Source organism: Exiguobacterium aurantiacum (genome assembly GCF_024362205.1).
Taxonomy (GTDB): Bacteria; Bacillota; Bacilli; order Exiguobacteriales; family Exiguobacteriaceae; genus Exiguobacterium; species Exiguobacterium aurantiacum_B.
Map to the genome: position 1 here is coordinate 2507597 of NZ_CP101462.1, position 14283 is coordinate 2521879.

A 14283-nucleotide genomic window follows, 5' to 3' on the forward strand; every position below is an offset into this window, starting at 1 on the left:
TTATTTCGTAGCGGTCTGCCCAATCATGCATTGAGCGATTTGAACGGCGTTCGCAGCCGCGCCTTTTCGAACGTTATCAGCGACGCACCAGAGATGGAACGTGTTCGGTTGTGACTCGTCGACACGGACGCGACCGACATACACGTCGTCTGTCCCGTTCGCATCGAGCGGTGTCGGATAGACGAGTTCCCCCGGGTTGTCCATCAAGACGACACCCGGCGCGTCCGCGAGCACGGCTTTCACTTCGGCAAGCGTCGCATCGCGGTCGAGCGTGACCGTAATCGAGACGGCGTGGCTGTTACGGACCGGCACACGGACACATGTCGCCGTCACCCCGAGGTTCGGCGCGTTCAAAATCTTGCGCGTCTCTTCGATCATCTTCTGCTCTTCTTTCGTATAACCGTTCTCTAGGAACACATCGATGTGTGGCAAGACGTTATCGTAAATCGGATACGGATAGTTCTTCGGCTCTTCGCCGCGTGCTCCGCGTTCCAAGTCCTCGATCCCTTTTTGGCCCGAGCCGGACACGGCTTGATACGACGTATAGGCGACACGTGTCAACCCGTATACTTCCGCGAGCGGTGCGAGCGCGACGACCGCTTGAATCGTCGAGCAGTTCGGGTTGGCGATCAGCGTCTTGTCCGGGCTCAGTTCGACTCGGTTCACTTCCGGAACGATGAGCGGGATGTCCGCCTGCATCCGGAATGCGCTCGAGTTGTCGATGACGATGACCCCTTGTTCACTCAGACGGGGTGCATATTGTTCACTGAGGCTGCCACCGGCCGAGAAAAGCGCGATGTCAATCGGGTCGGCATAAATTGCGTCCGACAGCTCCCGGATGACGACGTCCGTGCCATTCACGTTCACGGTCTTCCCAGCTGAACGGGCCGAGGCGTAAAGCAATAATTCGTTGATTGGAAACTCATATTCGGTCAATACTTCGATCATCTTTTGACCGACGGCTCCGGTCGCGCCGACGACGGCTACGTTATACATGGTGACTCCCCCTTATAAATGGAAACGTTCGGCGATGGCTGCGACCGCCGCCTCAACGTCTTGTTCATTGATCGTGTACGAGATGCTGATCTCGGATGTCGTGACTTGATAAAATGGGATCCCGCTCTCACGGAACGTGGCGAACAATTCGGAGGCGACGCCCGTCGCGTCGCGCATACCGATCCCGACGACCGAGATTTTCGCATGCTCGGTATGACGGTCGATTTTGATTTGCGGGAACGTCTCGGTCAATTCCGCGAGTGCCTCTTCGAGGAACGCCTCTTCATCGAGCGGACAGGTGAACGATAAGAACACTTCCCCATCGAACGCCGTCTGACTGATCATGTCGATGTTGACATGACGCTGTGACAACTTCTCGAAAATATCAGCGACTCCTGCCACCGAATGTGGAATATGTTTGATCGAGACACTGAGCACGTTCTTCACGACGCTCACGCTCGTCACCGCTTTTTGTTCCATCGCCTGTGTCATATCCATGATCCATGTTCCTCCTTCGCTCGCAAGCGTCTTTCCTACAAAGATGTTCACATCAAATTTTTTCGCGAGCTCTACGCTTCGCATCTCCATCACTTTCGACCCGAGCGCGCTCATCTCCATCATCTCGTCATACGAGACGGTATCTAATCGGCGTGCCGTCTTATGGATGCGCGGGTCAGCCGTATAGACTCCGGCGACGTCCGTATAAATCTCGCAACGTTTGCTGAGGACGGCGGCCAAGGCAACGGCGGTCGTATCTGACCCGCCCCGCCCGAGCGTCGTCACGTCCCCAAGCTCATTGACACCTTGGAAGCCGGCGACGATGACGACGTCATACGTCCGAAGTTTTTCTTCAAGTACTTCTTTGCGAATCGCTTTGATTTTACTTTTCGTGTGAATGCCCATCGTGTCGATCCCGGCTTGTTGACCGGTGAGCGAGATGGCGGCGACGCCCCGAGAGTTCAAGGCGATGCTGAGGAGACTGATCGTCTGCTCTTCACCTACCGCGAGCAAGCGGTCGAGTTCACGAATCATCGGTCGTTCCGTGATTTGTTTGGCGAGCGATAAGAGTGAATCGGTCGTTTTTCCCATCGCCGAGACGACGACGACGAGTTTCTCGCCGGCCGCAGCCCGAGTCTGTAAATATTCGGAAATAGCCTGGATTTGTTCAATTGTGGCAACGGAGCTGCCTCCGAATTTCAATACGGTTGTCATCAGGTTCCCCACTTTCATGATGTCCACCAACAGAAAAAGCGGCAGACCGGTAGGAAGCACTCTCCCTACGGTCTGCCGCTTGTACGCGCAGTTGAAAAACGATTAAAGAATCGTTCCGTAGATAGCGCTCCATGGCATTTCATCCATGGCAGTGTAGGCGTTGTTCACGACTACCCCAGCCTTCGTTCGTACGCATGCGAACGTCGACTTCGGCGAATTTCCCCTTTCGGCTCGATCCGGAATGCGTCCGTGTCGATCAAGCGTACTCATGTCATTCGCAACCTCTATCTGTCAGTTGTTAGTTTTAGTTATAACAAATGCTTCCCGGCTTGCCAACCTTTTTTTAGAAAAAAGGAAAATTTCAAACAATGGTCACCACGCCTTGTGCATCATCCGGTGCGGGATGTCGGCATCTAAAAATTCATCGCCGTACGCCTCGTACCCGATTCGTTCATAGAACGGGAGCGCCGTCAGTTGGGCCCCAAGTTTGAGTTCTCGTAACTCGTTCGTCCGGGCGACGGATTCGATGGCGAGCATGATTTCCTTCGCGTATCCGTTACCTCGTGCCGTCGCGAGCGTGGCGACCCGTTCCACTTTTCCGACCCTGTCGCCGATTGGACGCAGGCGCGCCGTCGTCACCGGCTCACCTTCCACCGTCCCGACGAAATGGATGCAGTCTGGGTCGAGCTCGTCATACTCGAGTTCGGGGGCGATGCCTTGTTCGTGAATAAACACCGTCGCTCGCACGACCCGTGCCTGTTCAATCAGTTCGGCTTCTGTGCCGTGTTCAATTTTCAACATGATACCATTCCTTCCTGAAGCCGTTTCACGATTTCTGCCGTCGCGCGCTCCAAGTCAATGACCGATTCGAAGCGGGCTTGGGCTTGTTTATGACTGCCGCCGCCGCGACCGATGCCGAGGTCGTCGAGCGTCCGTTTTAAAAACTTGCCGATGGCGATGTCATGCGTCCCGTCGTGCATGAGCCATAGCTTCTGACCCGTATGATTGGCTCCGACGGCGATTCGTCCGGTCGCGGCGATTCGTTCGACGATCGTCGTCGTCAGCGTCTCCGCTTCCGTCTTGCCGATGTGGGTGATGACGTAATTGTCTTCTTGCAAAAAGGCAGCGACTTTCGCTTTCGCGACGCGGGCCTCGAGCGCCTTCACTTCCTTGTCCCGTTCAAGACGAAGATTCCGTTCCTCGATGACACGGGCGGCGACCGTCTCGTTCGTCGTCGACAACGTTTGATGGATCGTCCGTAGCGCGGTCCGGAACGAATGGACAGCGGTCAAGGCCCGAAGACCAGCGACATATGTCAAGCGGACGTTGCCGCGGACTTTCTTCATCGAGGTCACGTGGACGATTCCGAGTTGACCCGTCGCCTCCACGTGTGTCCCGCCGCACGCATTGTAATCGAGGCCGTCGATGGCGACGATTCGAATCGTACCGGTACGGTCGGTCGCTTTTCGTAAGCGAGTGTGTTCGACTTCTTCGGACGACAGTTCATATGTGGAGACGGGGCGATTTTCAAAAACGATTCGTTGCACGTCCCGTTCTAACGATTCGATTTGATTCCAATCGAACACGTCCGTCTCGATCTCAAGCGACGATTCCTCAGACCCAATCCCAAAACTGAGCGTCTGAATACCGTACTCGTCCTCTAACAAAGCCGTCAACACGTGCTGGGCCGTGTGTTGAATCGAATGGTCGCGTCGGACAGCGTCGTTGACGATGCCGGTCACAAGCGCCCCACGCTCGAGTTCCTGTTCGACTAAGTGCCAGACGACGTCATCGACCCGCTGGATGTCGAGCACGGGCGCTCCGGCAAGTGTGCCGGCGTCAGGTGGTTGGCCTCCGCCTTCCGCATAAAACAGTGTAGTTTCAAGCGCGACCCACGCCCCGCGCGCATCAGTGCGGGTATCGGTCACCGTCGTTTCAAATTGCCATGGATTCATTTCTGTCGCCGCCTTTTCTGTAGGATATGTTCAGACAACTAGTCTAATTTGGTCTATAATAAGAAACACTTACTTTTGAAGTCAGGAGCGATATGCATGTTACAGATTGATAAACAATCACCGCTACCTATTTATTATCAAATCGAAGCTTATTTAAAGCAACAAATAGATGCCGGCATTCTTCAACCGGGTGAATCAATCCCATCCGAACGAGAGTATTCCGAGCGCTATAACGTCAGTCGGATGACGGTCCGCCAAGCGATCACCAACTTGGTCAACGCCGGTTATTTGAGCCGGCAAAAAGGCCGCGGGACGTTCGTCGCCAATAAGAAAATCACGATGGCCCTGTCCGGGTTGACGAGTTTCTCGGAAGAAATCAAACATCGGGGCATGCGACCGTTCAGTCGCCTGTTATCGTTTCAGACGATCCCGGCCCCGGCGAAAATCGCCCAAAAGTTGAGCGTCGCGCTCGACACGCCCGTCTATGAGATGCGACGCTTACGTCTCGCCGACGAGCAAGTGCTCGCCCTCGAGACGGCGTATATCCCGGTCGCCTTGTTGCCAGAACTGACCGAGACGGATGCCGTCGGTTCGATTTACGAGTTTGCCGAGCAGTCGGGTCTCCGGCTTAAAAATGCGACCCAAACCCTCGAGGCGCGGAGTGCGGGACCTGAGGAAGCGAAGCTGTTGACGATTTCTCCGAACGCCCCTGTCCTTTTGATTGACCAACGGACGTATCTCGAAAACGGGGACATGTTTGAATATAGCCGGTCCTTGTTCCGCGGTGACGCTTACTCGTTCACCGTCTCGATGGATCGAACGTAAAAAATGGTTTGCCGCGGACGGCAAACCATTTTTTATTGGGCTTCATAAGTGATGCCGGCTGGGTCATACATATACGTCTCGAGCTCGGTATCGGTCATCGGCTCGACTTCATTGCCCGCATCGGCCTGTTGGACACGATAACGGACTTCTTCGAGCAACGGCTCGTTCAAGAAGTAATAGAAATGACCGTCGACACCTCGGGCCCCTTCACCGGTCAACTGATATTGGACCGTGTTGTTGAGGGCACCGACGTCTTCAATCAAACGCATATAGTCGTTCGGACCGAGCGTCGTCTGCATGTTGTCTCCGACCGCTTTCAACACTTTGTCGTAGTTGTTGATAAGCGACGTGCCGAGCGCTTGGTCGAGGACGGCGTTAATGACTTCCATCTGGCGCTGTCCGCGTCCGATGTCCCCACGCGGGTCGTCATAGCGGTTCCGGACGTAAGCGAGTGCCTCTTCACCTGACAACTGTTGCAATCCTTCTTCGACTTGGACGACTTCACGGGAAGCGTCATAACTCTTCTGTTCCGACGAGAACGGGACATCGATTTCAACTCCGCCGACGGCATCGATAAAGTCGACGAACCCTTGGAAGTTGAGCGAGACGACATGATCGATGTCGATGCCGACCAAGTCTTCAATCGTGTTTGTCGCTACCCGCATCCCGTTGTTCGGGTTCGATTCATCCATCGATCCGAAGTAATAGGCGTGCGTGATCTTGTCTTGATCGAGACCGGTCTTGCCGTACGGGATGTTGAAACCCGTGTAATCGATATTGACGTACGAGTCACGCGGGATGCTGAGCATCGTCGTCTGCTTGTTCTTCTTATTCAAGATGACGACGATCATGACGTCTGAACGACCGTATTCACCACGCGCTTTCTTTTGCGGGGACAAGTCCGTTCCGAGCACGAGGAAGCTCTCGGTATCCTCTTTATCGAATCGCGTCGGTTCGAGAGTCGGATCATCTTCAAGCGTCACTTGCGTACCGGACAACATGTTATGTACTTTATAAAACGCTGTCCCATACATGCTTGAGCCAACGATGACGGCAATCAATACAAGGGCGCTGAACAGCTTATAAAACGCAGACGGGCCTTTGCGTCGTCTACGAGCCTGAGTTCTTGAATTCATGAGTTTCTCCTTCGCGATCGAATGATATGAGCTTCACCTATTATAGAGGAATCCTCGACTTTTGTCGAAAACGTTTTGATTACAAATCCATTTCCATACAATTTCCCACGGTTGACGATGAAAAAACCTGGAGACAGTTGTCTCCAGGTCGTTAAGCACGGATTGAAAAGAATCGGTCGGCCGCTTCGCTGCCACGTGCCTGTAACGCGTCACTGCATCCTGAAGCCGCTTCGGCATCGAGCACGATCGTGACACTTGGATGCGCCTGCAAGATCGAGGCCGGCCAATCAATCGTCGGCACGTTCTCGATCATATGATGCACGGCTTCCGCTTTTCGGGCACCTGTCGCGACGAGAACGATTTCCCGTGCGTTCATGATTGTATCGAGCCCCATCGTGATGGCATGCGTCGGTACTTCCTCAATCGTATCAAAGAAACGACGATTCGCTTCCCGTGTCGACTCGGTCAGTTCGATCACGTGCGTCTTCGCATCCAGCGCCGTCCCTGGCTCATTGAAGGCGATGTGGCCATTCTCCCCGATGCCAAGCAATTGAAGATCGACTCCAATCGACCGGACGAGTTGTTCATAGCGCTTCGCTTCCGCTTCCGGGTCGGCCGCATCACCACGAGGCAGATGGCTCTCTTTGAACGGCACGTCATTGAATAGCTTCTCTTCCATGAAATGATGATAGCTTTGTGGATGACTCGGTGCGAGTCCGATATATTCATCTAAATTGACGCTCGTCACATGACTGCAGTCGAGCGCGTCACGTTTGAACATTTCATACATCCCGACCGGTGTACTTCCCGTCGCCAGTCCGAGCACGAACTCCCGTTTCCCGGCCAATCGTTCTGTGATGAGTGTATACGCGATGGCTTCTGCATCAGTCGGTGTTTTCGCAACTAGTATGTTCATTTCGTATCCTCCTTCGAATAGCTGACCTGCCCTTGATGAATTGTTGTCACGACAGACAGCGCGTCATCCCAAATGACGAGATCCGCATCGAAGCCCGGCGCAATCGACCCTTTGTTCGTCAATCCGAACTCACGTGCTTGGTTCGCCGACGTCATCTTCACCGCTTCTTGCACCGTGCATCCCGTGAACGCAATCACGTTTCGGAACGCCGCATCCATCGTCAAGACGCTGCCGGCCAAGTTCCCGGCTTCGAGGCGGGCCGCCCCGCCTTCAACGATGACCGGTTGACCACCGAGTTCATAGCGGCCATCCGGAAGACCTTTGGCGCGCATCGCATCCGTGATGACGACGAGACCGTCCGCCCCTTTTAAGCGATAAGCGAAATCGACCATCTCGTGACGGCTATGAATCCCGTCTGGAATGATTTCGACCATAACGTCCCGCTCCAATAGACAATAACCGACCGTTCCCGGCTCCCGATGATGAAGGCCTCGCATCTGATTGTATAAGTGTGTGCCGTGCTTGACGTTCGCTTCCTTGTTCTCGGCGAACGTGGCATTCGTATGTCCGGTCGATCCGATTGCCCCGGTCTCACGCATCACCCGTTCGAGTTCACGTGCCCCTGGTCGTTCGGGGGCGTACGTGATGAGACGGATATGTCCGCCCGCCTCTTGTTGCCATGTCTCGAACTGGTCCGCATCAGGATCGATAATATATTCGGCCGGCTGTGCGCCCGCATTATCGACGTTGACGAACGGTCCTTCTAAATGAATCCCGACGAGTGATGTATCACCGGCTTCAATAACGGCGCGTGTCGCGTGCAATGCCTCTGAGATTGCCTCGGGCGACTGGGTGATCGTCGTCGCAAAGAATGACGTCACTCCTTCAGCAAGCATCGACTTGGCGAGATGACGCAATCGGTCTTCATCCGCATCCATCGTGTCGACATCGTATCCGCCGTGAATATGAACATCGATCATGCCTGGTGTGACGAGCGCCCCATTCACGTCAAGCTCCGTCTCATCTTCTGCTCTATAGTCATCCATCGAACCGACGCTTTCAATCGTCGCTCCGTCGAACCGGATATAACCTCGTTCCCACGTTTCGTCCCCCGAAACAATCTGTGCGTTGATGATCACCATAGTCGGTCATCCACCTTTCCTCAAGTAGCTTCATCGTCATCATAACAAAAATCAGTATAGTTGTATAGACCAATTTTAATTTGTGAACATCATAAATTCCCTCAATCCTTTGCCCGACTTATTCATGCCTGAAACAACAAAAAGTTGACGTCATTGGCGTCAACTTTTTGTTGTTACGAGATGTCATTTGTGAGCGGCTTCCCTTCATACCGTTTGACGATATGAATAAGACGCATGACCAACAAGACCGCGCCGGCCGCTAGGCCTGCGATGAGGCCGATCCAGTACCCGTCTGGTCCGAAACCGAACTGTTCGGCGAGCGCATAACCGAGCGGAAGGCCGATCACCCAATAGGCAATGAGCGACAGGACGAGCGTCACGTTGACGTCTTTGAACCCGCGTAAGATTCCTTGAATCGGGGCGGCGACCGCATCCGACAGTTGGAAAAAAACCGCGAAGATCATGAAATGGGCCGCGAGTTCTACGACGGCCGCGTCATTCGTATAGATTGCGGCGACACGTTCGTTTTGCCAGAACAACAGTCCGCCCGAGAAGAGCGAGACGGCTAGACAGAGTACGATCCCGATTTTAGCGTAACGTACCGCGTCCTTGAGTCGCCCGGCGCCGAGTTCGTACCCGACGACGATCGTGAGCGCGCTCGATGCTGACAATGGCAGCATATAGACGAACGAGGCGAAGTTGATGGCCGCTTGGTGAGCCGCGACGATATTATCGCCATACTCACTCAAAAGCAACGTCACCGCCGCGAAGATGCTCACTTCCGCAAAGATAGCGAGACCGATCGGCGTGCCGAGTTTGAGCAACTCTTTTTGTCTCGGCCACATGAGACGTTCCACCGAACGCAGGAAACGATACTCGAGGAACGGCTTCCCGTTCCGGACGAATCCGAGTGCCATAAAGAAGAGCAACCAGTAAGTGATGGCCGAAGCAATGCCTGCCCCGACGCCGCCGTATGCTGGGACGCCAAGTTTTCCAAAGATGAAGATGTAGTTTAACCCGACATTAATGGGTAACCCTAATAATATAAGCAGCATCGAGATCCGTGTCTTGCCGAGCGAGTCCATGAGTGTGCGCAACACGTTGAACAAGAACATCGGCAACACTCCGAATCCGAGTGCGAGCAAATACCCTTTGGCAATTCGTTTACCTTCTTCGCTCAGCCCCATGCCGTCAACGGCCGTCGGGACGAGCCAGAACCCGAGGATGAGCGTCGCGACGCTCAGTCCGATTGCTAAGTATACACCTTGATACAGTGTTCGTTGAATCTGTTGGATGTTACGGGCCCCGAGCGCCTGCGCGACGATTGGTGCGACGGCGAGTAAAATCCCGCTCAACCCCGTATAGACGGGCATCCATAGACTCGATCCGACACCGACACCGGCCAAATCGACGGCACCAGCGCGGCCTGACATGACCGTGTCAAAAAAGCTGATTAAGTAAAAGGACACTTGGGTCACCAAAATCGGGAAGAAGATGGTGAAGAACAGTTTAATTTTTTCGTTAAGTGAATGTGTTTGATACATGGACAACCTCATCTCATTTCAGAAAGGAAAAATTAGAATGAATCAACGGAATGCGGAGAAATTAAAATATGAGCTTTTGGAGACGTGGAACACGTTCAATCATTATATGACCGAGGCGCTCACGTTCCAAAACAGCGAAGACATCCACCAAGCGCGGGTCCACCTTCGGAAACTATTGACGTTCATGCAACTGTACGACACGAAACCTTCCACGTATCGGCAGTTGAAGCAATTGATGGAGGCGCTCGGAGCGGTACGTGACGGGGATGTTCTTCTCGAAGGGCTCGCCGTCGAGACCGAGCTCGAGCAGGCTTTCGCCGACCATGTCGAAGCGAGCCGCGCCAAAGACCGCACGGTTTTAACTACACGCGTCACGGAAAAGATGACCCCTTCGCTCGACCAACAAGTTCGTCGCTTCATCGGCGGACAGCTGTTCCGCGCCTTTCGAAAACAAGACGCGGCGGTATTTTTAGATAAAGCTAAAGTTGAGCGTAAGCGTCGCATCGACACCCATCACGATGCGACGAAGCGGGACGACCGGCTGCATACGCTTCATAAAGTCAGGCTTGCTGTGAAACGAGAGCGCTATTTGAATGAGTATTTATTGAACTATGAATCGAGCGCTTCAAAAGATCACGTTCAAAAGCTGAAACGGCTTCAGACCGAACTTGGCGATATGAACGATTGCCATCAACTGTTGTTGCGTTGGACCGACTTCACTCCGCCGACCGCGCTGACCGACGACTATGAGCAAGTCGTACATGAGCTGCAAATTCGGCTCGACGAAGCGGTCGACGCCATCAAGCTTTAGCGGGACGTATAGCGCTCAACGAGCAGTTCGAGTAGTTTCATCCCGGCAATCGAGTTACCTTTCGAGTCGAGGGCGGGCCCGAAAATCCCGAAGCCGACGTCGCTCAGTCCGAGCTCGTGCTTACCGGTCGCGAGAATGGCGCCCGACACCCCGCTTTTTCCGGGCAGACCGACACGGACGGCAAATTCACCCGACGCATCGTACATGCCGCACGTCGTCATGATCGCTTTGACGATTCGGACGACGCGGCGTGGGATCAACTCTTCGCCCGTGACCGGGTCTTCCCCGTTGCCGGATAAAATCCGGCCGATGCGGGCCAAATCAAAACAGTCGATCTCGATGGCACACTGCTTCGTATACACATCGATGATCTCATCGACATCCCCTTCGACGATCCCATGATGGCGCATGAAATAGAGCAAGGCCCGGTTCAAGTCGGTCGTCTCGTATTCCGAGCGGGCGACTTTTTCGTTGTACGTGACTTCTTCGACCGGAACGTCGAGCAGCGTCGCTAAAAACTGACGGAACTGATAGATTTTCAGTTCCGCCGTGTCCCCTAAAATCATGCTCGTGACAGCGAGCGCCCCGGCGTTAATCATCGGATTGAGCGGCTTCGACGGTACTGTCTCTTCAAGCTTGGCAATCGAGTTGAACGCGTCGCCGGTCGGCTCCATCCCAACTTTCGAGAACACGTAGTCCTCTCCAAACTCCATCAAGACGTAACAAAGCGCTAACGCCTTTGAGACACTTTGGATTGTGAATTTATGATGGACGTCCCCCGCATGAATATATGAACCATCAGGCAGACAAATTGCCACGCCGAGCAAATCATCCTGTACATGCGCGAGCTCAGGAATATAGTCGGCGACTTTTCCTTGTGCTGTGTACGGACGACACTCGTCGACCAAATGCGCCAACTGTTGTTCCAATACGTTCATCCAATCACCTCATGTCCGATAGTTTTCAACCGGGTCATCTTATCATATTCGAAGACGGTTAACCATCAAGTGGCCCGTCTTCTTTTTCTGGCTTATACCATTCCTCATCGGCCCAAATGACCGGAGGGCTGTCTTCATCCCCTTCGAGCTTCTCTCCGTGGCGATTCATCGATACGATGAAGGCGATAATCCCGACCACGACGACCGTCGCCGTTATGCCGAACCAGACCATATGAAGCCTCTCCTTCCCATTCGTGACGAATTTGTCTAGAACCATGTGAGACTTATCCTATGTCTACGTCCATATTCTCGGTACCGTTAGGAAGAACATTACATAGAAATGGGTGAATCGATTGAACAACATTGCAATTATCGGTGGAGGAATCACAGGTATGGCCGCTGCCTATTACGCGAAACAAGCCGGGGCGCATGTCACCATGTACGAATCGAGCGACCGGATCGGCGGGAAAATCAAGACCGTCTACCGAGACGGCTTCGTCTTAGAATGCGGACCGGACGGATACATGGCCCGCAAACCGACGTTGACCGAACTGATCACCGAGCTCGGACTCGACGACGATCTCGTCCGGTCGATGACAGGGACATCCTATATTTACGTTCGGAATCAACTGCGACAAATGCCCGCCGGTTCGGTCATGGGCATCCCGACAAAGTTCTGGCCGATGGTCAAGACAGACCTGTTCACGTGGCGCGGCAAGCTTCGGGCCGGCATGGACCTGGTGTTGCCACGCGTCTATACGGGGACTGACATCTCGCTCGACACGTTCTTCCGGACCCGTCTCGGATCAGAAGTCGTCGAGGCGATGATCGAACCGCTGCTCTCAGGTATTTACAATGGGACGCTCGACGATATGAGCATCGAGTCTACTTTCCCTCAGTTTATCACGATTGAACAAAAAACACGCAGCCTGATTCTCGGTATGAAAGCATTGACACCACCTGTTCAAGCCGGCGTCAAGCCACGTGAAGCCGGAAAGTTCTTATCGCTTCAGCAAGGTCTCGGTGTCCTCATCGAGGCGCTTCGTCCGTCGATCGACCGGCTCTATACGGAGACAAAGGTCGCATCGGTCCGGGCCCATGAAGTCACCCTCGCGGACGGGACGACCGAATCGTTCGACAGCATTATTTTAGCCACCTCGCCGAACGCGCTCGGTCCAATCCTCGGTCTTCAAGAAGCAGAAAAATTGTCCGAGTTGAAACGGACGTCTTCCATCACCGTGCTCGCAGCGTTCGATGAAAAAGAAGTCGCGGCACTCGACGGGACCGGTTACGTCATCGCGAAAGCGGAAGGGAACGCCTTGACGGCCTGCAGCTGGATGCATAAGAAGTGGCCCCACATGGCACCAAAACATAAGGCGCTGTTACGCGTCTACATCGGCTCCGAGTACGTCCCGGACCTGTTGGCGAAGTCCGATGAGACGATTGCCGGCTTTGCGCTCCGTGAGCTTCGAAAGATTCAGCACGTCGGTACCCCCATCTTCACGAAAGTCGAACGGCATATCGATACGATGCCACAATATGAGGTCGGACATAAACAATACGTGCGCGCGTTCGAAGAACGGTTATCCACGCTCGACGGGGTCGAGGCATGCGGGGCCATCTTGCACGGCGTCGGCCTTCCCGATTGTGTCGACTCGGCCAAACAAGCCGTCGCCCGGGTAATGGCTGGACAGGCGGTATCCGTATGAAACGCATCGATTACAACGAGAACCCGTTCATCGTCATCTGGGAAGTGACGCGCGCCTGCGCGCTGTCGTGCGTCCATTGCCGGGCTGAGGCCCAATTCCACCGTTATCCGGGTGAACTCGACACGGAGCAAGGCAAGGCTCTCATCCGCGACATCCGCGCGATGGACAACCCGATTCTCGTCTTCACCGGGGGCGATCCGCTCATGCGGGAAGACTTGTTCGAGTTGACGGAATATGCCGCCTCGCTCGGCATGCGCGTCTCGATGACCCCCTCGGCGACGCCACGCGTGACCCATGATGCCGTCAAACGGGCGAAAGATGCCGGTTTGACACGCTGGGCGTTCTCGCTCGACGGTCCGGACGCCAAGTCGCACGACTATTTCCGTGGCACGCGCGGCAGTTTCGAACGGACGCTGCGCGGCATCTCTTACTTCCGGGAAGAAGGGATGTCGTTCCAAATCAATACGACGGTCACGGAATATAACGTCGACCAACTCCCCGAGATCGCCAAGCTCGTCGGGGAACTCGGCGTCTCGGTATGGACGCTGTTCTTCCTCGTGCCGACCGGCCGCGGGTCGCTCCTGCAGCCGATTTCCCCGGAACGCCATGAAGACGTGCTCCGCTGGGCGTTCGCGTTGCAAGAGCACGTCCCGTTCATCATTTCGACGACCGAGGCCCAGTTTTACCGGCGCATCGCCCGGCAAGAGAACTTGAAACGAAAGCAGGTTGGATTGCCGCCCATCGGCCATCCGCATGACGACCTTGCCAAAGCGCCGCGCGGCACAAATGACGGGAACGGTTTCGTGTTCATTTCGCATACGGGCGACGTGCAACCGTCCGGCTTTTTACCGATCACGTGCGGCAATGTGAAGGAGACACCGCTCGCCGAGATTTACCGGCACCACCCGGTCTTCAAATCGCTCCGTGATCCCGATACACACCACGGGAAATGCGGTTACTGTGAGTATCGTTACGTCTGCGGCGGTTCCCGGGCCCGCGCTTACGCTGTCACCGGCGACTATAAAGCCGAGGAGCCATATTGTATCTATCAACCCGCACCCGTCTCCTAAACAAAGAGCGCCGGCATAGCCAGCGCTCT

The 14283-nt window shown here is 54.5% G+C and carries 14 protein-coding genes and 1 riboswitch; of the genes, 4 read left to right on the top strand and 10 right to left on the bottom strand.

The window, feature by feature from the left end:
* The 4 genes from NMQ00_RS13010 to NMQ00_RS13025 all read right to left on the bottom strand — a co-directional run bounded on the left by NMQ00_RS13010 (position 1) and on the right by NMQ00_RS13025 (position 4163).
* Positions 1 to 996 (bottom strand): aspartate-semialdehyde dehydrogenase, encoded by a 996-nt coding sequence (locus NMQ00_RS13010; protein ID WP_255177016.1) that lies wholly within the window; start codon positions 994 to 996, stop codon positions 1 to 3.
* A gap of 12 nt (positions 997 to 1008) precedes the next feature.
* On the bottom strand, positions 1009 to 2208 hold the full coding sequence (locus tag NMQ00_RS13015) for an aspartate kinase (protein WP_255177017.1): 1200 nt from the start codon (positions 2206 to 2208) through the stop codon (positions 1009 to 1011).
* A gap of 114 nt (positions 2209 to 2322) precedes the next feature.
* Positions 2323 to 2503, bottom strand: a riboswitch (Lysine riboswitch).
* Positions 2504 to 2580: 77 nt separating this feature from the next.
* A complete protein-coding gene (locus tag NMQ00_RS13020; protein ID WP_255177018.1) occupies positions 2581 to 3009 on the bottom strand; it encodes a GNAT family N-acetyltransferase in 429 nt (142 codons plus the stop codon).
* On the bottom strand, positions 3003 to 4163 hold the full coding sequence (locus NMQ00_RS13025) for an alanyl-tRNA editing protein (protein ID WP_255177019.1): 1161 nt from the start codon (positions 4161 to 4163) through the stop codon (positions 3003 to 3005). Before NMQ00_RS13025 ends, NMQ00_RS13020 begins: the two co-directional genes overlap by 7 nt.
* Before the next feature lie 96 nt (positions 4164 to 4259).
* On the opposite strand from NMQ00_RS13025, the gene NMQ00_RS13030 reads away from it, so the two are divergent.
* Complete coding sequence (locus NMQ00_RS13030; protein WP_255177020.1) at positions 4260 to 4988, top strand: GntR family transcriptional regulator; 729 nt, start codon at positions 4260 to 4262, stop codon at positions 4986 to 4988.
* A 32-nt stretch (positions 4989 to 5020) separates the two neighbouring features.
* Here the strand turns inward: NMQ00_RS13030 and NMQ00_RS13035 are convergent, their stop codons facing one another.
* The 4 genes from NMQ00_RS13035 to NMQ00_RS13050 form a co-directional block, all read right to left on the bottom strand.
* On the bottom strand, positions 5021 to 6124 hold the full coding sequence (locus tag NMQ00_RS13035; RefSeq protein WP_255177021.1) for an LCP family protein: 1104 nt from the start codon (positions 6122 to 6124) through the stop codon (positions 5021 to 5023).
* A 151-nt stretch (positions 6125 to 6275) separates the two neighbouring features.
* Positions 6276 to 7040 (bottom strand): glucosamine-6-phosphate deaminase, encoded by a 765-nt coding sequence (nagB, locus tag NMQ00_RS13040; protein WP_255177022.1) that lies wholly within the window; start codon positions 7038 to 7040, stop codon positions 6276 to 6278.
* Positions 7037 to 8182, bottom strand: coding sequence for an N-acetylglucosamine-6-phosphate deacetylase (gene nagA, locus NMQ00_RS13045; protein WP_255177023.1), 1146 nt, complete (start codon positions 8180 to 8182; stop codon positions 7037 to 7039). The genes nagB and nagA overlap by 4 nt, the downstream gene beginning before the upstream one ends.
* A 173-nt stretch (positions 8183 to 8355) precedes the next feature.
* Positions 8356 to 9726 carry an MATE family efflux transporter gene (locus NMQ00_RS13050; protein ID WP_255177024.1) on the bottom strand — a complete coding sequence of 457 codons (1371 nt, stop codon included), beginning with the start codon at positions 9724 to 9726 and terminating at the stop codon, positions 8356 to 8358.
* A 37-nt stretch (positions 9727 to 9763) separates the two neighbouring features.
* Between NMQ00_RS13050 and NMQ00_RS13055 the strand changes: the two genes are divergently transcribed.
* Positions 9764 to 10537, top strand: coding sequence for a CHAD domain-containing protein (locus NMQ00_RS13055; RefSeq protein WP_255177025.1), 774 nt, complete (start codon positions 9764 to 9766; stop codon positions 10535 to 10537).
* Here the strand turns inward: NMQ00_RS13055 and glsA are convergent.
* Both glsA and NMQ00_RS13065 read right to left on the bottom strand, forming a co-directional pair.
* Positions 10534 to 11475, bottom strand: coding sequence for a glutaminase A (gene glsA, locus NMQ00_RS13060; RefSeq protein ID WP_255177026.1), 942 nt, complete (start codon positions 11473 to 11475; stop codon positions 10534 to 10536). The two genes, NMQ00_RS13055 and glsA, sit on opposite strands and share 4 nt — an antisense overlap.
* Positions 11476 to 11533: 58 nt before the next feature.
* A complete protein-coding gene (locus NMQ00_RS13065; protein WP_255177027.1) occupies positions 11534 to 11707 on the bottom strand; it encodes a hypothetical protein in 174 nt (57 codons plus the stop codon).
* A gap of 112 nt (positions 11708 to 11819) precedes the next feature.
* Between NMQ00_RS13065 and hemG the strand changes: the two genes are divergently transcribed.
* Together hemG and NMQ00_RS13075 are read left to right on the top strand one after the other, a co-directional pair.
* Complete coding sequence (gene hemG / locus NMQ00_RS13070) at positions 11820 to 13184, top strand: protoporphyrinogen oxidase (protein ID WP_255177028.1); 1365 nt, start codon at positions 11820 to 11822, stop codon at positions 13182 to 13184.
* Positions 13181 to 14254: a TIGR04053 family radical SAM/SPASM domain-containing protein gene (locus NMQ00_RS13075; RefSeq protein WP_255177029.1), complete on the top strand. Its 1074-nt coding sequence runs from the start codon at positions 13181 to 13183 to the stop codon at positions 14252 to 14254. Before hemG ends, NMQ00_RS13075 begins: the two co-directional genes overlap by 4 nt.
* Positions 14255 to 14283 lie beyond the last annotated feature (29 nt).

Bases quoted from the DNA above. Each gene is read 5' to 3' on its own strand.
- NMQ00_RS13015 (WP_255177017.1), bottom strand. From the start codon at position 2,208: ATGACAACCGTATTGAAATTCGGAGGCAGCTCCGTTGCCACAATTGAA.
- glsA (WP_255177026.1), bottom strand. From the start codon at position 11,475: ATGAACGTATTGGAACAACAGTTGGCGCATTTGGTCGACGAGTGTCGT.
- nagA (WP_255177023.1), bottom strand. From the start codon at position 8,182: ATGGTGATCATCAACGCACAGATTGTTTCGGGGGACGAAACGTGGGAA.
- nagB (WP_255177022.1), bottom strand. From the start codon at position 7,040: ATGAACATACTAGTTGCGAAAACACCGACTGATGCAGAAGCCATCGCG.
- NMQ00_RS13025 (WP_255177019.1), bottom strand. From the start codon at position 4,163: ATGAATCCATGGCAATTTGAAACGACGGTGACCGATACCCGCACTGAT.
- NMQ00_RS13075 (WP_255177029.1), top strand. From the start codon at position 13,181: ATGAAACGCATCGATTACAACGAGAACCCGTTCATCGTCATCTGGGAA.
- NMQ00_RS13030 (WP_255177020.1), top strand. From the start codon at position 4,260: ATGTTACAGATTGATAAACAATCACCGCTACCTATTTATTATCAAATC.
- NMQ00_RS13065 (WP_255177027.1), bottom strand. From the start codon at position 11,707: ATGGTCTGGTTCGGCATAACGGCGACGGTCGTCGTGGTCGGGATTATC.
- NMQ00_RS13035 (WP_255177021.1), bottom strand. From the start codon at position 6,124: ATGAATTCAAGAACTCAGGCTCGTAGACGACGCAAAGGCCCGTCTGCG.
- NMQ00_RS13020 (WP_255177018.1), bottom strand. From the start codon at position 3,009: ATGTTGAAAATTGAACACGGCACAGAAGCCGAACTGATTGAACAGGCA.
- NMQ00_RS13050 (WP_255177024.1), bottom strand. From the start codon at position 9,726: ATGTATCAAACACATTCACTTAACGAAAAAATTAAACTGTTCTTCACC.
- NMQ00_RS13055 (WP_255177025.1), top strand. From the start codon at position 9,764: ATGAATCAACGGAATGCGGAGAAATTAAAATATGAGCTTTTGGAGACG.
- NMQ00_RS13010 (WP_255177016.1), bottom strand. From the start codon at position 996: ATGTATAACGTAGCCGTCGTCGGCGCGACCGGAGCCGTCGGTCAAAAG.